Below are 21,444 nucleotides of genomic sequence, written 5' to 3'. Positions count from 1 at the left end.
GCGCGGGTGCGCTACGGACCTTAGTAGTTGACGGTGTGAACCCAAATCGTTGGAGCAACCATGATTGCACGCATCGCCACCTTTCTGGTTGCCGGCGTGGCCGTCTACCCTGTCCTGGCGACCATATTCTGGCTCTACTGCCTGCTCGGCGGACACAACATCATGGAAATGGTTTATGGAAACGCCGCAGCCTTTGTGCTTTCCGTAGCTGCGGCGTTCGAATTCGCGTGGCTGAGACCGATCGGATCGGACTGAGTCAGATGGAGGCGAGACTGACCCACCTGTTTGGATCGTCTGGCGACTGCCGCTTGAGATAATACACCTCTGCATCGCTCCATAAGAGGACCCGCGGCTCGACGTTGTCGAGAACGAAGTCGCCGCGATCGGTCACTGGTGTAAGAACTGCATTGCCGCCGGCATCGGCATCCCGGTACACTGTCATCAGCAGCGCCCCACTAGCAGGCCTTTCTCGTTCAAGATTCGCCGCTTCTCTATCGCAAAATCTTCGCAGTTGCCGATCGGAACTGTTGTGTTCCTGTAGGTTTTTATGTTCTTTGCCAGCGCCGAGGGGTTGAGATGCAGTGCGCTGGCTCCAGCCGAAACGCACGAAATGGCGAGCGCGGCCCGGCCCAGCACAGTTTGATGCATTGTGATATTCTCTCCAAGGCTATTGCGGAAAAGACGTTAATTTTCAGAGCGAAATCAATAAGTTAAAGTTTATCTAGTAGAGTATCAAATTCCCCCGGTTATTTAAATCAGTTGTTAACTGTGGCTAGGCCTTCGCGAAGGCAGCATTGGCAGTCCGTCAAGGTAGATCTTTAGTGGACGCGTGTTCTCAGCCGCCCGGTATCCTGGACGCCATCCCCTGTGCCATGGTGATGATCCGTTACGGACGTGCCTGCAGCCAAGAGTGTAGCGGTAGCCGCAACACGTTTTCCACTGTTGAAGACCAGCGTCAACTCGACACCATCTCCGGACGACAGTATTTTCTTCGGTTGGGTGAGCAATAGATGCACGCCATCGGGCCGCAATAGAAGCTCCGCGTTGCCGGGGATGGGCAATACACCTTCCACGCGGCGCTTTCTCGCGATGCCGCCGTCTTGCACCATCTTGTATATGGCGATGGACACGAAAGCAGGGCTTTCAACAGACACGACATTCGCCTGCACGCCCTTCCCGTTCCAGATGGTCAAGTAGCCCGAGAGCTGGGTTTTTCCAGAAGTTGGCAACACGATCTCAGCATGTTCGACTGACAGTTCGTCTGGACCGACGCCATGTGTCGGTGGCACCCCTGTGGCATGCCCGCCTGCCATAGGTATCAGCAGCCCCAGGACGGTTGTCGGCAATAGCCGGATCATGACGGCTCTCCTTAACGTGACAGGTCCTTTTGTGTGACCTCAGGCTGCTAGAGATTCAAGTGCACCACGGAACTCCGCCGTTCGAAAGACCGCGTGTTCTGTTGCAGCAAATGTTCCCGTTGCGGGGCGCCCGCAATACCTCTAGGCTCTATAGAAGTGAGAAATTGTTGTGAGCTCTGCCATGTTAACGATTGGACAGCTGTCCCGGCGCATGCGGCTGAATTGAAAGCTTCGCTTGGATGGCCAACCGACGCCGAACTAACGGAGGAGGGCGCCACACTGACTGTCACTACCTCCCCAGAACTGGAATTGGCAAAACTTGAAGGATTGGGCTTCTTCGGGATTATGGCGACCGGCGCTCATCACCAGGCCCACCATTTGATGATTGCGCGTGGCGAGGGAGCGCATAGTTAAATCAAGCTTTGCGTTGTTAGCGGCTTATGGACCATACGTGCATTTACACGACAGAAAAAGCGTGTAATTTAACGGCAATAATTACGTGTAATACAACAACCGAGAAAACGTGCATCCTGCCGGGATGCAGTTCGCGGACAGATATCATGGCCACGCCAAACGAAAAGCTCGCCGCCTCGCTCGAGGTGCTCAAGGCCTTGCAAGCGCAGCACGGAAATGTGCTGAAAAGCAGCGAACTCAGCCGCACGCATCGTGAGAGGCTCAAGAAGAACGGTTTCCTGAAGGACATCATCCTCGGCTGGTTGATCGTCACCCGCCCGCAGGACAAGCCCAACGAATCCACCTTCTGGTACACTTCCTTTTGGGATTTCTGCCGCCGCTATTGCCATGATCGCTTCGGATCGGACTGGTGCTTCTCATCCGAGCAATCGCTATTGCTCCACGCAGAAAGCGGGTTCATCCCAAAACAGGTCATCATATGGAGCCCCAAGGGATCGGGGAACAACACCGTCCTGCCATCCGACACGTCGCTTTATGACCTCAAGAAGGCATTGCCTCCCGAAGAGGACATCGCCGCAAAAGACGGCTTGCGCCTTCTGATCGTCGAGGCAGCGCTGATCAATGTTCCCGAAGTGTTTTTCAGAAACTATCCGGCCGAGGCCCAGATCGTTCTCAGCGGCCTGAAGAACACGAACGCACTTCTTTCCAAGCTTCTTGACGGCGGTCACGTGTCGGCTGCGGGGAGGATTGCCGGTGCGCTGCGCCGCATGGACCGGGGAGACGAGGCCGACACCATAATCCGGAAGATGAAGGCGGCCGACTATGATGTGCGGGAAAAGGACCCGTTTGCCGAGATTGAATACGTCGCATCCCTTCCCATCGGGATTTCTGCCCTTGCAGCACGCTTGAACAACGCATGGGACAAACATCGCCAGACGATCATCGATCTATTCCCGAAGGAACCCGGCCTGCCCGGGGACAGGCAAGCCTATTTGGCGAAGGTCGACGACATCTATGTCAACGATGCCTATCATTCGCTGTCCATAGAGGGCTATTCCGTCACCGAAGAACTGATTGAACAGGTGCGGCGAGGTTCATTTGATCCTGCTGGCAATCCCGATCACAAGAAGGACATCGACGCCCTGGCAGCGAGGGGATACTGGCAGGCGTTCCAGGCTGTCCGGGCATCAATTGAGAAGATCATCGCAGGAGAACCGCCGGGGCTGATCGTGAGCAGGGAGCACGATGGTTGGTATGAAGAGCTGTTTCGGCCATCGGTAACGGCAGGCATCCTGAAGGCAGGAGCACTGGCGGGATATCGCAATCATCCCGTCTATCTGCGCGGTTCGAGACACACCCCGCCTCGCACCGAGGCTATTTCCGATGGAATGGCGGCATTGTTTCATCGGCTTCAGCACGAAGAATCAGCGGCAGTCCGCGCCGTATTGGGCCATTGGCTCCTGGGTTACATTCATCCCTATCCGGATGGTAACGGCCGCATGGCACGCTTCCTGATGAATGCGATGCTCGCCTCGGGCGGCTATCTTTGGACAATCATCGATTTGGAACACAGGGCCGCCTATATGGCGGCCCTGGAGACCGCCAGTGTCGAAGGTTCAATTGCATCGTTTGCCGAATTGATTGCAGACCGGCTTGCCTGGTCCGGTGAACTGGCGAAAAAATCACACTCGTCGTCGTGACTTTTCAGATTGTGCTTGCAGAGAGCCATCCGAGGGATCGGTTAGGAGGCAGGACACCCTCACTGACCAGAGATTAGATACAAAATCTGGTCAGCGGTTTCTGCGACAAGCTGGAATGTCGGGCAGTAAGCTTTTTGGAAGCGCCGCCGGAATTTAGTTTCCTGTGGGCGTCGCCCTTCGGGCCGGGCTGTTGGCAAAGCTGAAACCCGCAGGCGATCTTCCCCCTCCGGGCGGTCATCCCTGACGCGAGGGCGGCCGGAAGGATCGGAGAGAATCGGATAGGCTCAGGTGCCGCTTGCGCGCGGCGGCAGGCAAGGGAAGCTGCGCCGCGTCTGGCTGCGAATGAAACCGCCCCGGCACAATTGCCGGCTTGCCAGCCGCGCCCTGGCCTGCCTTGCTCTTCGCGGCATCCGGGTCCCGCCCCTGAAGACCAGGGAGCGGAAACCGGATAGAGGATCGCGCAAGGCGCGGAAAGAGAATGGAAAAAGCCGAGCTCGAAGAGCTGAGAGAGAAGGTGAGTTGCGGGGCGGTTCTCGAAACCGCCGGCTTCGCCGTCGATCTGAAGGAAAGCACCCGCAAGGCGGTCAAATACCGCCGCGGCGATGACATCATCATTGTCATCCATGACGGCCAGGGGTGGTTCGATCCCCTGTCTGACGCCAAGGGCGACGTTTTTCGTCTGGTCGAGCATCTTGACGGCCTGCCCTTTGCGGCCGCGCTCTATGTCGTCGCCGATCTGGTCGGCTTCGTTCCTTCAGAACCGGAATGGAAGCGGCAATCGCGCGAGCGCGCGCCCGACCTCACCATCCCCGAACGCTGGAACGCGCGGCGCAAGCCTTGGCGCGGATCAGCCACATGGCGCTATCTGCGCGACGAGCGGGCGCTGCCCGATACGGTTCTGCGTGCGGCCGTGGCCCAGGACCTTCTTCGTGAAGGCCCCCGGGGGAGCATGTGGGCGGCGCACCGCGATCGCGCGGGCGCCGTGACCGGCTGGGAAGAGCGCGGGCCGGACTGGCGTGGTTTTGCGACCGGCGGCGCGAAAGTCCTTTTCCGGCTCGGGCCCGTCGATGGGCCGCGGCTTTGTGTTGCCGAGGCGGCGATCGACGCCATGAGCATTGCCGCACTCGAGCAACAGCGTCCCGACACGCGCTATCTGAGCACCGGTGGCGGCTGGTCGCCGGCGAGTTCCGAGGCCCTGCTCGATCTCGCCGTCCGGGCAGACGCCCTTCTGGTCGCAGCCACCGACAACAATGCGCAAGGGGAAACCTACGCCGAAAGGCTCGAGGCGCTCGCTAGCGATGCCGGTTGTGGGTTCGTGCGGCTGCGGCCGGAGCTGGAGGACTGGAACGAGGATCTGAAGGCAAAAAGAAGAAGAAGAAAGAGGGATGGAAGGGAGGAGGAGAGGGACGGCTGCCGCATGCCCGCCGGCCGCCTCAAGGGTGAAGCTCCGCCCGGCTGACGCCAGCCCTTGACCCGGCCGGACGGAGAGGCGGCCGCGGCGAGGGGTCCGGAAGGGCTGAAGAAGATGGTGATGCCGACAGGGCGCGCCGCGCTCCAGCCCGGGACAGGCCCCAAAGGAGCCCGATATGACCTCTTCCATCCGCAAGATCCATTTCGGAATTGCCGACCGCCATCAGATGTTCAGATTATTCGATCGCCATGCGCAGCGGCCCGATCGCTGGCAGACCGACGACAGCGCGCTTTACGCCGGCGAATGGTTCGAAATCTCAGCTGCCCAGCACGACTACATGCTCGAGATCCTGCCGCCATTGTGGATGCGCGGCGAAATGTTCGCCATGCGCGAATTCCTGACCGGCAGCATCACCAGCGTCTTCTTCACGCTCAGCATCAATGGCGTGACCCGGTACTTCCACGCCTATTGCGACCTGTCCGATCCGCGGTCCGTCTATGACATGCGCGACGCCATCGTCGAGCGCGAGCGCCGGCCGGTCAAGGCGATGACCCGCGACGAACGGATCGAGCATATCTGGAGCGCCACGCATGACGATTATCGCGGCTATGCCGGGGAAGATTTCCGGCCCGAACATCGCGGCAAGCGCACCATCATCGTCTACGCCAATCGCGGCAGCAGCTTTGAGCTGCTCGACCACCTGACCGATGCCCAGATCTCCGAAAAGCTGCCGGTGCATCTGCGCCACCTGCCGCTGCCCGAAGCCGCGTGAGGTCGGTCATGTTCACATTTCCGATTCTTGCGGTGCGCAAGGTCATCGCGCGCGGCGAAGAAGATGCCGCCGCCAATGGCGGCTTTCGCAATCCCTATTACGGCACTCGTCCGGGAGAGGGCGAAAAACCCGGCTTCTGGCTCGTTGGCGACGAGGGCGTCTACATCATCTCCAATGGCAAGCTTGCCGAAGGTCAGAAACCACTCGTCGTTTATTCGACCGAATGCCACCCGAAGGGCGATACCGACTGGTGGGATTACAAGCGCCGGCACTTCGGCGGCGATGACGGGATCGAATTCATCGATGCCGATCTGCTGGTCCCAAGCTTCAACCGCAGCTTCGGGATCACCCATCTTGGCATCCAGCTCACCGAGAACGACATCTCGTTCTCGCTGATCACCCGCTAACCGCACTTCCACTTCCGCACCTATCCGACGCTGCCGGCTCGCCCGGCGGCGCGGCTCCGTGCGCCCGCTTCACAGGAGACATCGTCATGTCAGACCACGATCCTTTCACTCTTGATATGTTCGGTAGCTCGGCCTTGTCCTCCGGGCTCGGCCTTGGCGTCACCGCCTTTTCCGAGAGCCCGAAAGCAGAACCAGAGGAGACCGAACCTGCGCCGGTGGCGAATTCATCCGGTTCGCCAGCGCGCGAGGAGTCCGCGAAACGACCGGCGGCCGAAGCGCCCGAGCGCGGCAGCAACTTCCATCTTTCCGGAAGCCGCGCCTTGGCAAAGGGCTGGAAGGCCCGCGCCCGTGTCAATCTCGAAGCGATTGCCCTTGCCGCGGCGATAGCGGCCGAGGACCGGCCCGCGACGCGGGAGGAGCAGGCGCGCCTCATCCGGTTCACCGGTTTCGGCGCCTCCGAATTGGCGAACGGCGTCTTCACCCGGCCCGGCGAGGAGGGATTCCGCAAGGGGTGGGAAGACCTCGGCGAACAACTGCAGGAATCCGTGAACGAAGCCGATTACGCCTCGCTGGCCCGCTGCACGCAATATGCCCATTTCACGCCGGAATTCATCATCCGGGCGATCTGGACAGGGCTCGAGCGCCTCGGCTGGCGCGGCGGCCGTGTGCTCGAACCGGGCATCGGGACTGGGCTTTTCCCCGCCCTGACGCCGGAGGCGCTTCGTGAAGCCGCCTTCGTGACTGGCGTCGAGCTCGATCCGGTCACCGCACGGATCGCCCGCCTCCTGCAGCCGGTCGCCCGCATCATCGAGGGTGATTTCGCGCGCACCGACTTGCCGGCGCACTTCGATCTGGCCATCGGCAATCCGCCCTTTTCCGAAAGGACCGTGCGCTCGGACCGCACCTATCGTTCGATGGGTCTGCGGCTGCATGATTATTTTATCGCCCGGTCAATCGATCTCCTGAAACCCGGCGCGTTGGCCGCCTTCGTTACCTCTTCGGGCACGATGGACAAGGCGGACGCCACGGCCCGCGAGCACATCGCCAAATGCGCCGATCTCATCGCCGCGATCCGTCTGCCAGAAGGCAGTTTTCGGCAGGATGCCGGCACCTATGTCGTCGTCGATATCCTGTTCTTCCGCAAGCGCAAGTCCGGAGAGCCGCAGGGTGAGGCTAGCTGGCTCGATCTTGCCGAGGTCGTTCCCGCGAGCGAGGACAGCGAGGCCATCAGGGTCAATCGCTGGTTCGCCGATCACCCCGATCATGTCCTCGGCCGTCACGCGACCACATCCGGTCCCTTCGGCGAAGCCTACACCTGCCTGCCCGGTGACGGCGATCTCGAAACCAGGATGGACGCGGCCATCTGCCGTCTTCCGGAGGGTATCTATGACGGTGAGCCCGATGTGATCGACGTCGATCTTGAGCTTCGCCCCACAGGTATCGACATCGCCAGACCCGAAGATGCGCATGTGCGCGAGGGCAGCTTTGTCTTCGACGCGTCGAGGGGCCTGATGCAGGTGCTCGAAGGCACGCCCGCGCCGGTACCCGTCCGCAAGGGACGGTCGGGCGAAGGGTTTTCGGAAAAGCAGATCAACGTCGTGAGGAAACTGATCCCGGTTCGCGACGCGGTGCGCGCGGTCCTCAAGGCCCAGGAGACCGATCAGCCCTGGCGCGACCTGCAAGTGAAGCTGCGCATTGCCTGGTCGAGCTTCGTGCGCGACTTCGGGCCGATCAATCACACCAGGGTGTCGATCACGGAAAACGAGGCGACGGGTGAAACGCGCGAGACCCATCGCCGTCCGAACCTGCAGCCCTTCCTCGACGACCCCGATTGCTGGTTGGTCGCCTCGATCGAGACCTACGATCTCGATACGGATACCGCGAAGCCCGGCCCGATCTTTTCCGAACGGGTCATCGCCCCGCCATCGCCACCGGTGATCACCAGTGCCGCCGATGCGCTCGCCGTCGTCCTCAACGAGCGTGGTCATGTCGACATCGATCATATCGCCGAGCTGCTGCACAAGGACCGCGAAACCGTCATCGAGGAACTCGGCAGCGCGATCTACCGGGATCCCGCCAACGGCTCCTGGCAGACATCCGACGCGTATCTGTCCGGTCCCGTGCGCGACAAGCTGGCGATCGCCAAGGCGGCCGCCGATCTGGACCCAGCCTACAAGCGCAATGTCGAGGCTCTGGAGGGGGTCCAGCCGGCCGACCTCAGCCCGTCCGAGATCACCGCGCGGCTTGGCGCGCCCTGGATTCCCGCTTCCGATGTCGTCGACTTCGTCAAGGAGACGATGGGAACGGACATCACGATCCGGCACATGCCGGAGCTCGCCTCCTGGACGGTCGACGCCCGCATGCTCGCCTATCGCGCCGAGGGTACGTCGGAATGGGGCACCAAACGCCGGCATGCCGGTGAGCTGCTCGCCGACGCGCTCAACAGCCGCATTCCGCAGATCTTCGATACCGTGAAGGATGGCGACAGCGAGCGCCGGGTCCTGAATGTCGTCGACACCGAGGCGGCCAAGGAAAAGCTCACGAAGATCAAGACCGCTTTCCAGACATGGGTCTGGTCCGATCCCGACCGGACCGACCGGCTGGCGCGGGTCTATAATCACACGTTCAACAACATCGCGCCCCGATCCTTTAACGGGGACCATCTGCAACTTCCGGGCGCCTCTGGCGCCTTCGTTCTTTATGGCCACCAGAAACGCGGCATCTGGCGAATTATCTCGTCGGGGGCGACCTATCTCGCCCACGCCGTCGGCGCCGGCAAGACCATGACGATGGCAGCCGCGATCATGGAGCAGCGTCGGCTCGGCCTGATCTCGAAAGCCATGCTGGTCGTGCCCGGCCATTGCCTGGCGCAGGCCGCCCGCGAGTTCCTGGCGCTCTATCCGACGGCGCGCATTCTCGTCGCTGACGAAACCAACTTCACCAAGGACAAGCGTCATCGCTTCCTGTCGCGGGCCGCGACGGCCAACTGGGACGCGATCATCATCACCCATTCGGCGTTCAAGTTCATCGCCGTCCCCGCCTTCTTCGAAAAACAGATGATCGAGGATGAACTCGCGCTCTACGAAGAGCTTCTCACGCGGGTTGAGAGCGACGACCGGGTGTCGCGCAAGCGGCTCGAACGGCTGAAAGAGGGCTTAAAGGACCGGCTGGAATCGCTGGCGACCGTCAAGGACGATCTCCTGACGATTTCCGAGATCGGCGTTGACCAGATCATCGTCGACGAGGCGCAGGAGTTCAGAAAACTCTCCTTTGCGACCAACATGTCGACGCTGAAAGGCGTCGATCCGAACGGCTCGCAGCGCGCGTGGGACCTCTACGTCAAATCCCGGTTCATCGAGACGAAGAACCCGGGCCGGGCGCTTGTGCTCGCCTCCGGCACGCCGATCACCAACACGCTTGGCGAAATGTTCTCGGTGCAGCGCTTCCTTGGGTTTGCGGCGCTGAAGGAAAGGGGCCTGCACGAGTTCGATGCCTGGGCCTCGACCTTTGGGGACGTGGCGACCGAGCTCGAATTGCAGCCCTCGGGCAAATACAAGCCCGTCTCGCGCTTCGCCACCTTCGTCAATGTGCCGGAACTGATCGCCATGTTCCGCTCCTTCGCCGATGTCGTGTTGCCGGAGGATCTGAAGCAATATGTGAAAATTCCCGCCGTCTCGACCGGCAAGCGCCAGATCGTCACCGCCAAGCCGACCGACGAGTTCAAGCTTTATCAGCAGGTGCTCGAGGCACGCATCAAGGCCATCGAAAAACGCGAGGGTCCGGCGCAGCCCGGCGATGATATCCTGCTCTCCGTCATCACCGACGGGCGGCATGCTGCGATCGATCTTCGGCTGGTCGATCCTGACAATGATAATGAGCCCGACAACAAGCTCAACAAGCTCATCGAGAACAGCTTCCGCATCTGGCGCGAAACCGGCTCAAACACCTACCTGACCCGCGAAGGAAAGCCCTTCGATCTGCCGGGCGCGGCACAGATGATCTTCTCCGATCTCGGCACGATCAGCGTCGAGAAAAGCAGAGGCTTTTCCGCCTATCGCTGGATCCGCGACGAGCTCGTCCGCCTCGGCGTTCCGGCCTCGGAAATCGCCTTCATGCAGGACTACAAGAAGACCGAGGCCAAGCACCGGCTGTTTGCCGACGTCAATGCCGGCAAGGTTCGCTTCCTGATCGGGTCCTCTGAAACCATGGGCACCGGCGTCAATGCCCAGCTTCGCCTCAAGGCGCTGCATCACCTCGACGTTCCCTGGCTCCCCTCTCAGATCGAACAGCGGGAAGGGCGCATCGAACGGCAAGGCAATCAGCATGACGAGATCGATATCTTCGCCTACGCCACCGAAGGCTCAATGGACGTGCAGATGTGGCAGAACAACGAGCGCAAGGCCCGGTTCATTGCCGCGGCGCTCTCCGGCGACACGTCCGTGCGCCGGCTCGAGGACCTGGGCGAGGGCCAGGCCAACCAGTTCGCCATGGCCAAGGCGATCGCGTCCGGCGACCAGCGCCTGATGCAAAAGGCTGGCCTCGAGGCCGATATCGCCCGGCTTGAACGCTTGCGCGCCGCGCATCGCGACGATCTCTTCGCGGTCCGCCGGCAAATCCGCAACGCCGAGCGCGATATCGAATATGACATGCGGCGCATCGCCGAGATCGGCAAGGATATCGAGCGCCGGATTCCAACGACAAGCGACGCCTTCGCCATGACAATTGCCGGGCAATCCTTTTCCGAGCGCAAGCCCGCCGGCCGCGCCCTGATGAAGGAAATCATGACGCTCGTGCATCTGCGACAGGAGGAGGAGATGACTCTCGGGAAGATCGGCGGCTTCGATCTGATCTTCTCCGGACAGCGCTTCGGCAACGACGAATTCCAATACGATGTCGCGCTCGCACGAACCGGCGCGGAGACCGACCTCGCCCTCGCCCTGACCGTCACGCCGCTCGGCGCGGTCTCGCGAATCGAGCATGTGCTTTCCGGTTTCGAGGACGAGCGGTCGCAGTACCGCTTTCGGCTCGACGACGCCAGGCGCCGGCTAGCCTCCTACCAGTCCCGCCAGGGCGGGGAGTTCGGCTTCGAGGACGAGCTTACCGACAAACGCCGGCAGCTCGATGCCATCGAGGCCGATCTCGCGGACGAGGTTCTGAAGGAGGGGAAGGAAGCCATGGAGGCGGCATAAAGCGCCATGCGCGTTACGACAGCCGGTCCTCGTCGTCGATCAGTTCGAGCCGCGACGGCGCCGTCGTGCCCCATCGCCAGAGCACCAGGTTCATGTCGTCCGGCCCGCCTCCCTTGGCGAAGCTGCGCACCCGAAGCCCGGAATAACCGTTTGCGATCAGCTCGCGCGCGAAGCGCTGCGTGCGCGCCTCTCCCATTGTTCGCATCTGGTCGCGCCAGGTGGGATCGGCCAGAGCGGTCTCATCGTAGCCTGCGGCCTCAAGGGCCGCGATGTCGGATGTATCAAAGACCGTCTCGATCTCGGCACGGTAGCAAACGAGCGTCGTCGGCTGCAGATCGCCCACCTGATTGGCCTCCCGCAGAGCGGTCAGCACCGATGTCGACAGATAAAGCGCCGGCACGCCCCTGGGATTGAACCGGCCGCCATGGAGCTCCGCCCCGCGTCCCGACATCGGCTCGCGCGCAAAGACCGGATTGAGCGCCCGGTAGAGTTTGCCCGAATAGCTGGAGGCCACGATCAGGCGTAAACGCCGGCATCGACCGCATCGATGAAATCGATCACCTCTGAGGCCCGCCCGTCACGCACCAGTTGCATGGCCGTCTGCCCGGAAAATCCCGGCAACGGCTCAGAACGATACCAAGCATAGGCCATCAGCGCGGAACCGAAGCGCGGCTCGACCTTGTTGACGATCTCCACCATCTCGCGCAGGCGGCGCTGTGTCTTGTCGGAACACACCCGGTCCTTGCGCTGTACGGCATCCTTGCCCAGCCCCACGGTCCGCGCGATTTCCTCGCTCGTGGTGCGAAAAGCCTTGGCGATCTTGTTCGGCGCGAACAGGCCATGATCCGAATATGCCGCGAGACCCATGATGTTACTTCCATTCCTTGCCAAAGATTATGACGCAATATAGCGTCAAAACGAGCGGCATTCAAGGTATATCCGCTGCGGCTTAGCGAGACAGGGCTGACGTCCGCGCGCGGCCGTCGCGCGGCGGCGTGAATACTCCAAAGGAAACTTGAGAAAATGATGGGAGGAAAGATCGCTCGCAGAGCGGTCTGACCGGTGACGCTGACGCTCAACCGCCGCCTGCGCCATCCCGGCCCGTCGTCTTGCGCAGGGCTTGTGAGCCCCGCTTGTCCGGCCGGGCAGGGACGCTCGGCCGCAGTTGCACCGGCCCGCCCGCTCCGCGGTCCCGGGGATGTCTTCGAGAAGAAGACGAGAAAGGGAACCGGCCGCATGCCGGGTTCTCAAACCCAACAAGGAGCTTCCCATGCATATCATCAAGATCGACCCGCGCGCGCTGAAGGACAATCCCGACGACGCCCGCAAGTCCAAATCCACGCCGCAGGGCGATGCACTGCTCGCCGCGACCATCAAGGCCGTTGGCATCATCCAACCGCCCGTCGTCTCTCCCGAGGCCGATGGCGGCAACGGCTTCATCATCCAGGCCGGCCATCGCCGCACCAGGGGTGCCATCGCCGCCGAGCTCGAGGAGATCGAGGTCATCGTGACCGATCCCGCCGATGACGGCGGCGCCATGCGCTCCATGGTCGAGAACATCGCCCGCGAACCGCTCAACCCGGTCGACCAGTGGCGGGCCATCGAGCGGCTGGTCGCGCTCGGCTGGACCGAGGAAGGCATCGCCGCGGCGCTGTCCCTATCGGTCCGCCAGATCAAGAAGCTGCGGCTTCTTGCCAATGTGCTTCCGGCCATGCTGGACCAGATGGCCAAGGGCGACATGCCGGACGAACGGCAGCTCCGGACCATCGCCGCCGCGTCGATTGCAGAGCAAAAGGAGGTCTGGAAGGCCCACAAGCCCAAGAAGAACGAGACCACGACCTGGTGGTCGGTCGCCAACGGCCTCTCGAAGACCCGCATGTATGCGCGGGACGCCAGCTTCGACGACGAGCTGGCGCAAGCCTACGGGATCGCCTGGGTCGAGGATCTCTTCGCGCCCGCCGACGAGGACAGCCGGTACACGACCGATGTCGAGGCATTCCTCGGCGCCCAGCAGGAGTGGATGACCAACAATCTGCCGAAGAACGGCATGATCACCGAGTCCAACAATTGGGGCCAGCCGGAACTGCCGAAGAAGGCCGAGCGCGTCTACGGCAAACCGAAAAAGTCCGACTGCACGGCGATGTATCTCGACCGTGAGGGCAAGGTGCAGTCCGTCGTCTACCGGATGCCCGAGCCGAAAACTTCGAAAGGCAAGGCCGCCGACGGAGGCTCCGTCGCGCCGGCGCAGCGCCCCGATGTCACCCAGAAGGGGCAGGACATGATCGGGGACTTCCGCACCGATGCGCTGCACGAGGCACTTCAACGCGCGCCGATCGAGGATGACACGCTGATGGCGCTGCTCGTCATCGCCTTTGCCGGTCAGAATGTCCGCGTCGATAGCGGGTCAGGCAATACGGGGTCGTTCCGCAGCCAGATCGCACCCCATGCTGCCAACCTGGTCGACGAGACCGGTAATCTCGCGTTCGACACGGACACGCTCCGCGTCGCGGTCCGCTCGGTGCTGATCGAGGTGCTGTCGTGCCGCCGCAACATGTCGAACAGCGGCATCGTCTCGCGGATCGCCGGCGCGGTTGTCGGAGCCGACAGCTTCCTGCCCAACATGGGAACGGAGGACTTCCTTCTGTGCCTGTCCCGGCAGGCCCTCGAAGCCGCATGCGCGGACACGTCCGTGCTGCCCCGCAACAAGGTTCGCGATACCCGCGCCGCGCTTGTCGAGCATTTCCAGGAGGAACGCTTCGTCCACGGGTCAGCGCTGTTCGCGCCCGAAGCGAACGAACTCGCCGACTGGAAGGCCCACAACGAGGTCGTCGAGGACGAGGACGCCGGGGAACCCGACGGCTCCGTCGAGGACCCGGAGGAGGCCGACATCGACCCGGATGCCGTCTCCGAGGGTTTCCGTGAAGCCGCCGAATAGCGGCCTTCTTCCTTCCGAACGCATATCGCGCCGCCGGCTTCGTCCGGCGGCGTTTCCGTTTCCAATCAACAAAACAAGGAGCACACCATGTCCGCCCACCTCATCTTCGACCATGCGCCGATCGGCGCGATCATCGCCTATTCGGACGGAACGCCGCGGCCGCCAGAGCGTCACCGCAGGAAACTTGCCGACTGGAAGAACCGCAACGGGGCCGGTCGGCTGATTTGCAAGCGTGCCGCCGTCGAGCGGGGCACGCAAACGATCCCCGCTTCCTTCACCCTGCATGAGGGTGATTTCGGTTCGAACGGCATGATCGTCATGCGGGTCCACAAGACCTTCGACGTAACCTCACCACGGGACTTCACGGAGCGCGAGCAGCCGGAACCCGGGTCGGTCCTCGTCATGAGCCGGCCGGGCGACCTCGGGGAGCTCGTCCATCTCGCCGCAAACCGCAGCGCCGCCGAAGACTGGCTCGCCCGGCACGGCTATCCCGAAGCGGTGCTGCAGGAGGTCACGGTGCCGGCGCCGGACACCGGGAGGGCGGCGTGAGTGTCTCCGGGAGAATAACCCTGATCTCCCGGATGGAAGCAGTGCACCGCCAGACGAAGGCGCATCTCGAACGGATCGAACGCCAGATATCGGCGAGGGCGGAACGCATGACCACGACAGCCAAGGCCAAGGCCCGAAGACATCCCCGCGGGGGATCGCGCTGGACGAGGTCGGATGAAGCCATGTTCAGGGCCTGCGTCGATCAGTTGAGCTTCGAACGGCGCGGTGAAATCGATGCCCTTAGTCGAAAGCTCATGCGACAGGAGCGCGCGATTCTCGCCGTCAGGGCAAAGACCATCAGCAACGGGCCGACCGCCAAAGCGGATGCGCAAGCCGTATTGTGATGGCAGGAGCATATGCGCCGGGCCACGGTCATTTCCTTCACATTGAGTGCCGTTGGAATGCCACCCCTTCCGGCCTCCCTTCGGTTCTGGTCGCGGTCGTAAACCGGCGGCCGGAGCCTTCAAGGCCGCTGACGCGCCGCGGTGCGGCCGCACGCACCATCCTCGCCAAACCGGCCCCGCGGGACTGCGCGAGGGCTTGATAAGCCCTGCTGGCCCGCAGGACAGGTTCGCTCGTCCCGGTCCGTGCGGACCCTGAAGCCCCCGTCTTTCCGCCGTTTCTTTTGCCCGCGCCCGAAGGGAGGGCCGGCAGGGGCCGGCTCGAGCCTTCGGTCAAATCGTGAAGGAAAGGATCTCACATGACCAGCAACGCTCGTGCCTCCCGTCAATCCGACAAGATCGTCCAGCTCCGCAAGGGCGCTTCCCTCGAAATGGTCCGGCTCGCCTGCCCCGACAGCGCCCAGGCCTCGCTCATTTCCGAAAGCTTCGGCCTTCCAATCATCGACAGCGACGGCATCCGCGATCTCCACCACAAGATCATCGTCGACACGGCCGAATCCCTGAACGAAGGCCTCGGCGACCGGGCCATGCAGATCCACTTGCAGCGCATCGTCGGATCCTATGTCGGTTCTGCTCATGGCGCCGGCCAGTTCTATTCCCGGGCGGTCTCCGAAGCCCGAGATGCGACCGCGAAGTCGGCCAACGATACCCGCGACGAGGATCTCGACGGACCTGTCGGGTTTGACAGCAATGCTCAACGCAAGCGCGAATTCGCGGCCGATATGGGCATTCAGGCCCATGCGCTCCGTTGCGCCGCCGAGGGCGTCGTCACCGCCTACGAAGAAGTCGTCGGCGAAGCCTGGAAGCCCTTCCAGCGCCAGGTCGAAAATCCCGGCCGGACCGTGGACCGCAAGGCGGCCGAACTCCAGATGGCGGCTCTCGGATGAGCCGCTCGGGCGGAGCTTCGGCTCCGCCCTGATTTCGGTCACTTGTGACACGCTCCGAAAAGGCAACCGTTACATCCACGTGCCAAGTGGCAAAAGTGCAGTCGCTAAATCATTGATTATAAAATGAATAATTCCACGCTCGTTCAAATTGAAAAAGAAGGCCCGATTTTGTAGTATATGTTATAAATAGCGCAGCGTTACACATGGCCAAGACCCTTCCCGATGTTGTTGATCTTCTGCAGGAGCACGGGCCGCTCCTGAGCAGTGACGTGTCGCGGATGTATCGCGAAATGGGCTTGTCGGATTCCGCGGCAAGGCAAAGGACCAACCGTCGTTCTGATGAGGTCAAACAGCTATATGGGCTGCCCTTTCCACGGGGCGCCCGGTTCCTTTATCTCGAGGGTGAATTCGGTGATGCGCGGTTCTACAGCGCATTGATCATCAGGCTGCAGGAAACCGGATCGGCATATGGCGCAGCCCTGAGCGGGCTGTTTGCTCGCAATGGTATCTGCCTCGCCAAAGACTGGCCGATCGTCAGTTCTGCTCCCGAAAGACAGAAAGGACACTTGTCCCACGGCAGGATTCTGGATGGCCTGAAACAGGCGAAGCTCGTGCAGGAAGTGGATATCACGGGCATTGGGCTATGCCTGGCTCTCAGCGATCGAATCGTGTCCTGGAACAGCGCGCATTTCAGAGCGCGCCTGACGATTGAGCACGTCTTGCGGGCAGCTGTTCGAGACTGGGCCATACGCTTGGGATGGTCTTCCAAGGGGGCAATTCAAATCGCGGAAGACGACACCTTGCCCAAGTTCTCGACGATGAACTTCGACCTGGTGGGGCCGTGTTACCTCAATGCATTGATTACGCGGTCGAAGGGCACGGTCAAGCCAGGTTTCTTCGTCTGCGATGTGGTTTTCAGCGGTACGCTCCAAGTCGAACACGTCGCCGGCTTCGTCAAGAAGATAGGCAATCTGAAAGCGCTACGGAACCTCGGTCGGTTCCAGCCAATGATACTGGCCGATGCTTTTGCCGAAGACGCTCTGATGGCTTTGAGAGCGCAAGGAATTATCGCGGCCACACCGGAGAGCCTCTTCGGCCGACAGGTTGCTGCCGCGCTCGCGGAGTTGCTCCGCGTCCTGCAGAAATCGGCGGAAATCGCGATTGGTAACCCCGAGAAAATCGAGGAGCTCTTCGATCAGCTTGCTGGCCTCGAGGGGAACCTCCGGGGTGCGCTTTTCGAGATGATCGTTGGTCACCTTGTGCGTATGACCCAACCCGGTTCCATCGATGTCGGCGTCTTGGTGACGGATTTTGCGACCAAGAGCAAGGCAGACATCGACGTCCGCAATGTCTCGGAAACTGAATTGGTCTGTTACGAATGCAAGGGACATGGGCCGGATGTCCGGGTCACACTTGAGGAGGTCAAATACTGGCTGGAAAAGCAGGTCCCGATCATGCGCGCCGCCCACAATAATGAGCTGCGGTTTCACAATCTGACGGAACGGTTCGAGTTCTGGACCACGGGGCAGTTCGATCCCGATGTGATCGCATATCTCGAAGACAGGCAGAAGAACATCCGCAAATACCAGATTGCCTGGCAGGGACCCGATGAGGTTTTAACCGTGGCCGCCAAGCTGAAGAACAAAACGATGCATCGTCTTTTGAAGAGGTTCTATCGCAAAGACCCATTGGCGTAGGGGAGGGCACCGCGCTGCGCCGGAAACGCGCGTGCGAACGAGATGGTCGAGCCGAAACGATTAAGAGACGGCAAGCGCTTTCAGGAGCGCGTCTGCAACGCCTTTGGCATTCCGCAGCCCCGGGACTATGCCGCCGTTTTCGAGCACGGAATCTCTCACAAGAACCGCTTCGGAAGGATCGATATCTTCCTCCATGACGACGCGGATTTCGTCGCGGTCTTCGAGATCAAGGCGACAGATTGGGATCGCATCAAGCCACGAAACGTCACCAAGACCCTCTGGTCGCACCAGCACCAGCTGCTTCGCTACATCGACAAGTTCGTTGAAAGCGACAATCTCAGCGTCACCCCGGGCATCATCTACCCCTCGGCTCCCAAGAGCCAGGACCTGCGCAACAAAATCGAGACATACCTATTGAGCTATGGCGTTCCTGCCTATTGGTTCGACGAACTTGATCTCGAATAGCCCGGGCGCCGCAACATTCGTAGCGGTGACATCCTTCGCCAACAAATTGTCCTGATATCGTTGCGGACGAAACCGCGGCCGCAGAGCTTATCGGGGTAGCAGCCGAGACGATTCAACCAGTCCTGGTTTTTGCTTCGGATTCGACCGCACATGACCGGGTTCTATCTCGGACGCAGCCAAATCCCGCTCTTTGAGATGGCATTCCTGGTGCGGCGCGGACTTCCACGATCAACCCGTAAAGGGTCCGCTCGCAAGCGGCGGCCGCTTGGCTTTGGCCTGCGCGGTGATCGCGTCCGCTAAGCCGCACACTGACGGAGCCATCAAGAGCGGGATTGGCCCGCTCCAACGATGGAGCCCTCAAATGCAGCACGATCTTTCCCTCGCCCAAAAACACGCCTGGAACCTCGCCCGCACCCTCATGACCCCGATCGTCCTCTTCAAGTCCGACGACGAATACGGCGTCCTGCCCGCCGACGAAGTCGAAGACGCCGAGATCGTCATCCTCTTCGAATACGACCCCTACACCGGCGGCCACTCGGTCCATTGACCACCAATCCTCTCACTGCTCGAAGGCGGCGCCAGGCGCCGCCTTACCGCTGCGCGGGTGCCCCGCCCGTGGTCCGTCCCGGGTAAGGTCCGGGCGGAGCCGGCAGCAGCGGCAACGGCTTCGCCGTCCTCCTCTTCGTTCCGGCCCTTCGCCACCCCGTTGCGCTACGCGCACCGGGGCCCGGGCTCGGGTGCCGCTCCTGCCTTAAGCCCCGCCATTGGCGGACCTCGCGACGGACCGCGATCGGCGCGGTCCTGAAAATCAGGAGGTCTGAAAATGAAAAAGAAAGAGAAGAGCCCGCGTATCGATATCTATGCGCGGATCACCGAGACGATCGTTGCCGATCTGGAAAACGGCGTCCGACCCTGGATGAAACCCTGGAGCGCAAGTGGGCTCGACGGCCGGATCACCCGACCCCTCAGGCACACGGGCGAGCCCTATACCGGCATCAACGTGCTGCTCCTCTGGTCGGAGAGTATCGCCCGAGGCTTCGAAGCACCGCTCTGGATGACTTACCGACAGGCCGGTCAGATCGGAGCCCAGGTCCGCAAGGGCGAAACCGGTGCGGCCGTGGTCTATGCCAGCCGCTTCACCAAGACCGAAACCGACTCTCGCGGCGACGAGGTCGAGCGGGATATCCCGTTTCTCAAGACCTACACCGTCTTCAATTGCGATCAGATCGATGGGCTGCCGGATCACTATTATCACCGGCCGGACAGGATCATCGATCCGGTGTCACGGATCGACCATGCCGACCGCTTCTTTGAGAACACCGGCGCGGTGATCCGCCACGGCGGAACGAAAGCCTTCTTCGCTTCCGCGAGCGACCACATCCAGATGCCGCCTTTCGAGAGCTTCCGGGATGCGGAATCGTACGTCGCCGTTCTCAGCCATGAGGCCACCCACTGGACGGCGCCAGCACACCGCGTTGGACGCGATCTTTCCCGCTATCACAAGGATCGCTCCGAACGCGCCCGCGAAGAACTCATTGCCGAGCTGGGGAGCTGCTTCCTGTGCGCCGATCTCGGCATCGTGCCCGAACTCGAGCCCCGACCCGATCACGCAAGCTACCTTCACTCGTGGTTGCGTGTGCTCAAGGATGACAAGCGGGCAATCTTCCAAGCGGCGGCGCACGCGCAACGCGCGGTGACTTATCTCCATGGGCTGCAGCCCGCCGAGGTGGTTGAAGAGCGGGAGGCGGCCTGATGCCCTCCCTTTCGAATGCGACTGCGGAGGGCGACCAGCCCTCCGCAATTCGGCTGCGCGCGCTATCGCTCGGCGCCGGCGTACAGTCGACGGCGCTCGCCCTGATGGCAGCGCATGGCGCGGTCGGGCCCATGCCGGACTGCGCGATTTTTGCCGATACCGGCTGGGAGCCGAGAGCCGTCTACGAGCATCTCGACTGGCTCATGTCGCCGAACGTGCTACCATTCCCGGTCTTCATCGTCGGGTCCGGCAACATGCGGGACAATCTGCTCGCCGCCGGTCGCGGCGAACGGTGGGCGTCGATCCCCGCATTCGCGCGGTCGGTCGACCGTCGCGGCAATGTCTCCATCGGCATGATCCGCCGCCAATGTACGGGCGATTACAAGATCGAGCCGATCCGCCGCAAGGTCCGCGAGCTGGTCGAGCTCACCCGCAAACGCTCGCCAACCTTCGCGGTCGTCGAGCAATGGATCGGGATTTCCTTCGACGAGGTGATGCGCATGAAGCCGAGCCGCGAGGCCTGGCAGCGCAACCGGTGGCCGCTGATCGAGGAGCGCATGACCCGCCGCGACTGCCTCGCCTGGCTGCGAGAGCGCGGCTATCCCGACCCGCCGAAATCGGCCTGCATCGGATGTCCGTTCCATGACAATGCCCGATGGCGCGCCATGCGCGACCATGACGAGGAGGCCTGGCGCGATGAGATTGATGTCGACCGTGCGATCCGAACCGGGATCCGGGGTATTCGCGGCGAGGTCTATCTGCACCGGTCCGGTGTTCCTCTCGAGGAGGCCGATCTTTCGACGCTGGCCGATCATGGCCAGCTCGATCTCTGGCCAAACGAGTGCGAGGGGATGTGCGGCGTTTGATGTCAGGCCGCTTCGGCGGCGCGTTCTCGCCATCAGAGTTCGGTCCGATGGCCCGGGACGACGGAGCACCTGCGAAACCTGCCTCCCCGCATCACGCCGTGCCAAAGCGGAGCCCCGGCAACAGCCGCACAGCTTGTCAGCGGAAGGCCACATTCGGACGCATGCCTGTTCTCTCTTTTCCGGTCGCACGTTCGGTCACCGGAGATAGATAGATCGTTGGCCGATAGTGCGGGAGATCCCGAACCGGCAATTGGGCCGCCTTAAACCGTGACGAGATCGATCTGCCGATTGTGCGCCTGTAACGGGTGGCGGTGAGCCTGTTCGCCACGTCACGGCCTATTCCTTTTTCCGTCGTCTCTCACGGAGCTCGCCCAACGCGGTCTCGATTTGGCATGTCTGACCGGCAAGCGGCTTCGCCTCGCCCGGCTTGTCGCAACGGCGGGCCGGAACTTTCTTCCCCTGGCGGCTGCGCCGCCATTCCTCGCGAAACAAGAAAGCCCCGTTCCGCCGTCCTCCATTTCATTGCGGTCCCTTCGGGATGCGCACCGATCGTTGCCGGTTTTTTCGACAGCCATCGAGGCCGCGATGGGCGCGGCCCGAAACATCGAAAAGGAATAGGACAATGGCAAACATCGGCACT

Annotated in this window: 19 protein-coding genes; 15 read left to right on the top strand and 4 right to left on the bottom strand. The window is 61.9% G+C overall.

The window, feature by feature from the left end; all coding sequences use genetic code 11:
• Positions 1–60 precede the first annotated feature (60 nt).
• Positions 61–255, top strand: a complete 195-nt coding sequence (locus LC343_RS23760) for a hypothetical protein (RefSeq protein ID WP_223479644.1) — start codon at positions 61–63, stop codon at positions 253–255.
• Between the two features lies 1 nt (position 256).
• Here the strand turns inward: LC343_RS23760 and LC343_RS23755 are convergent, their stop codons facing one another.
• Positions 257–442, bottom strand: coding sequence for a transglutaminase-like cysteine peptidase (locus LC343_RS23755; RefSeq protein ID WP_223479643.1), 186 nt, complete (start codon positions 440–442; stop codon positions 257–259).
• Positions 443–818: 376 nt separating this feature from the next.
• Positions 819–1,358: a copper chaperone PCu(A)C gene (locus LC343_RS23750; RefSeq protein ID WP_223479642.1), complete on the bottom strand. Its 540-nt coding sequence runs from the start codon at positions 1,356–1,358 to the stop codon at positions 819–821.
• 560 nt (positions 1,359–1,918) lie between these two features.
• On the opposite strand from LC343_RS23750, the gene LC343_RS23745 reads away from it, so the two are divergent.
• The 5 genes from LC343_RS23745 to LC343_RS23725 all read left to right on the top strand — a co-directional run bounded on the left by LC343_RS23745 (position 1,919) and on the right by LC343_RS23725 (position 11,251).
• Positions 1,919–3,472 (top strand): Fic family protein, encoded by a 1,554-nt coding sequence (locus LC343_RS23745; RefSeq protein WP_223479641.1) that lies wholly within the window; start codon positions 1,919–1,921, stop codon positions 3,470–3,472.
• Positions 3,473–3,950: 478 nt separating this feature from the next.
• Positions 3,951–4,931 (top strand): DUF3991 and toprim domain-containing protein, encoded by a 981-nt coding sequence (locus tag LC343_RS23740; protein ID WP_223479640.1) that lies wholly within the window; start codon positions 3,951–3,953, stop codon positions 4,929–4,931.
• A 127-nt stretch (positions 4,932–5,058) separates the two neighbouring features.
• The gene (locus LC343_RS23735) at positions 5,059–5,655 is read left to right on the top strand and encodes a DUF1419 domain-containing protein (RefSeq protein ID WP_223479639.1); all 597 of its coding nucleotides are present in this window, start codon (positions 5,059–5,061) and stop codon (positions 5,653–5,655) included.
• Between the two features lie 8 nt (positions 5,656–5,663).
• On the top strand, positions 5,664–6,062 hold the full coding sequence (locus LC343_RS23730; RefSeq protein ID WP_127601110.1) for a DUF3085 domain-containing protein: 399 nt from the start codon (positions 5,664–5,666) through the stop codon (positions 6,060–6,062).
• A gap of 86 nt (positions 6,063–6,148) precedes the next feature.
• The gene (locus LC343_RS23725) at positions 6,149–11,251 is read left to right on the top strand and encodes an Eco57I restriction-modification methylase domain-containing protein (RefSeq protein WP_223479638.1); all 5,103 of its coding nucleotides are present in this window, start codon (positions 6,149–6,151) and stop codon (positions 11,249–11,251) included.
• Positions 11,252–11,264: 13 nt separating this feature from the next.
• Here LC343_RS23725 and LC343_RS23720 read toward each other — a convergent pair whose 3' ends face one another.
• Both LC343_RS23720 and LC343_RS23715 read right to left on the bottom strand, forming a co-directional pair.
• Positions 11,265–11,765 (bottom strand): RES family NAD+ phosphorylase, encoded by a 501-nt coding sequence (locus tag LC343_RS23720; RefSeq protein ID WP_223479637.1) that lies wholly within the window; start codon positions 11,763–11,765, stop codon positions 11,265–11,267.
• Positions 11,766–11,767: 2 nt separating this feature from the next.
• Complete coding sequence (locus tag LC343_RS23715; protein ID WP_223479636.1) at positions 11,768–12,118, bottom strand: antitoxin Xre/MbcA/ParS toxin-binding domain-containing protein; 351 nt, start codon at positions 12,116–12,118, stop codon at positions 11,768–11,770.
• A 403-nt stretch (positions 12,119–12,521) separates the two neighbouring features.
• On the opposite strand from LC343_RS23715, the gene LC343_RS23710 reads away from it, so the two are divergent.
• The 9 genes from LC343_RS23710 (at position 12,522) to LC343_RS23670 (ending at position 20,804) form a co-directional block, all read left to right on the top strand.
• A complete protein-coding gene (locus LC343_RS23710; RefSeq protein WP_223479635.1) occupies positions 12,522–14,186 on the top strand; it encodes a ParB/RepB/Spo0J family partition protein in 1,665 nt (554 codons plus the stop codon).
• Between the two features lie 87 nt (positions 14,187–14,273).
• Positions 14,274–14,735 (top strand): hypothetical protein, encoded by a 462-nt coding sequence (locus LC343_RS23705; RefSeq protein WP_223479634.1) that lies wholly within the window; start codon positions 14,274–14,276, stop codon positions 14,733–14,735.
• Between the two features lie 107 nt (positions 14,736–14,842).
• Entirely contained in the window at positions 14,843–15,079 is a 237-nt protein-coding gene (locus LC343_RS23700) for a hypothetical protein (RefSeq protein WP_223479633.1), read from the top strand.
• A 356-nt stretch (positions 15,080–15,435) separates the two neighbouring features.
• The gene (locus LC343_RS23695) at positions 15,436–16,023 is read left to right on the top strand and encodes a hypothetical protein (protein ID WP_223479632.1); all 588 of its coding nucleotides are present in this window, start codon (positions 15,436–15,438) and stop codon (positions 16,021–16,023) included.
• 203 nt (positions 16,024–16,226) lie between these two features.
• Positions 16,227–17,720, top strand: a complete 1,494-nt coding sequence (locus tag LC343_RS23690; protein ID WP_223479631.1) for a hypothetical protein — start codon at positions 16,227–16,229, stop codon at positions 17,718–17,720.
• Positions 17,721–17,762: 42 nt separating this feature from the next.
• Complete coding sequence (locus LC343_RS23685) at positions 17,763–18,185, top strand: hypothetical protein (protein ID WP_223479630.1); 423 nt, start codon at positions 17,763–17,765, stop codon at positions 18,183–18,185.
• 361 nt (positions 18,186–18,546) lie between these two features.
• Positions 18,547–18,732, top strand: coding sequence for a hypothetical protein (locus tag LC343_RS23680; protein WP_114391424.1), 186 nt, complete (start codon positions 18,547–18,549; stop codon positions 18,730–18,732).
• A 276-nt stretch (positions 18,733–19,008) separates the two neighbouring features.
• On the top strand, positions 19,009–19,938 hold the full coding sequence (locus LC343_RS23675) for an ArdC family protein (RefSeq protein ID WP_223479629.1): 930 nt from the start codon (positions 19,009–19,011) through the stop codon (positions 19,936–19,938).
• Entirely contained in the window at positions 19,938–20,804 is an 867-nt protein-coding gene (locus LC343_RS23670) for an adenine nucleotide alpha hydrolase family protein (RefSeq protein ID WP_223479628.1), read from the top strand. The genes LC343_RS23675 and LC343_RS23670 overlap by 1 nt, the downstream gene beginning before the upstream one ends.
• Positions 20,805–21,444: the final 640 nt, after the last annotated feature.

The sequence above is a fragment of the Oricola indica genome (assembly GCF_019966595.1).
Lineage (GTDB): Bacteria > Pseudomonadota > Alphaproteobacteria > Rhizobiales > Rhizobiaceae > Oricola > Oricola indica.
This window is presented reverse-complemented; position numbering and strand designations above follow the sequence as displayed.

Coding starts and splice junctions, on each gene's coding strand:
- LC343_RS23695 (WP_223479632.1), top strand. CDS start 15,436: ATGACCAGCAACGCTCGTGCCTCCCGTCAATCCGACAAGATCGTCCAG.
- LC343_RS23705 (WP_223479634.1), top strand. CDS start 14,274: ATGTCCGCCCACCTCATCTTCGACCATGCGCCGATCGGCGCGATCATC.
- LC343_RS23740 (WP_223479640.1), top strand. CDS start 3,951: ATGGAAAAAGCCGAGCTCGAAGAGCTGAGAGAGAAGGTGAGTTGCGGG.
- LC343_RS23730 (WP_127601110.1), top strand. CDS start 5,664: ATGTTCACATTTCCGATTCTTGCGGTGCGCAAGGTCATCGCGCGCGGC.
- LC343_RS23745 (WP_223479641.1), top strand. CDS start 1,919: ATGGCCACGCCAAACGAAAAGCTCGCCGCCTCGCTCGAGGTGCTCAAG.
- LC343_RS23690 (WP_223479631.1), top strand. CDS start 16,227: ATGGCCAAGACCCTTCCCGATGTTGTTGATCTTCTGCAGGAGCACGGG.
- LC343_RS23680 (WP_114391424.1), top strand. CDS start 18,547: ATGCAGCACGATCTTTCCCTCGCCCAAAAACACGCCTGGAACCTCGCC.
- LC343_RS23675 (WP_223479629.1), top strand. CDS start 19,009: ATGAAAAAGAAAGAGAAGAGCCCGCGTATCGATATCTATGCGCGGATC.
- LC343_RS23715 (WP_223479636.1), bottom strand. CDS start 12,118: ATGGGTCTCGCGGCATATTCGGATCATGGCCTGTTCGCGCCGAACAAG.
- LC343_RS23710 (WP_223479635.1), top strand. CDS start 12,522: ATGCATATCATCAAGATCGACCCGCGCGCGCTGAAGGACAATCCCGAC.
- LC343_RS23760 (WP_223479644.1), top strand. CDS start 61: ATGATTGCACGCATCGCCACCTTTCTGGTTGCCGGCGTGGCCGTCTAC.
- LC343_RS23700 (WP_223479633.1), top strand. CDS start 14,843: ATGACCACGACAGCCAAGGCCAAGGCCCGAAGACATCCCCGCGGGGGA.
- LC343_RS23725 (WP_223479638.1), top strand. CDS start 6,149: ATGTCAGACCACGATCCTTTCACTCTTGATATGTTCGGTAGCTCGGCC.
- LC343_RS23735 (WP_223479639.1), top strand. CDS start 5,059: ATGACCTCTTCCATCCGCAAGATCCATTTCGGAATTGCCGACCGCCAT.
- LC343_RS23750 (WP_223479642.1), bottom strand. CDS start 1,358: ATGATCCGGCTATTGCCGACAACCGTCCTGGGGCTGCTGATACCTATG.
- LC343_RS23685 (WP_223479630.1), top strand. CDS start 17,763: ATGGTCGAGCCGAAACGATTAAGAGACGGCAAGCGCTTTCAGGAGCGC.
- LC343_RS23670 (WP_223479628.1), top strand. CDS start 19,938: ATGCCCTCCCTTTCGAATGCGACTGCGGAGGGCGACCAGCCCTCCGCA.
- LC343_RS23755 (WP_223479643.1), bottom strand. CDS start 442: ATGACAGTGTACCGGGATGCCGATGCCGGCGGCAATGCAGTTCTTACA.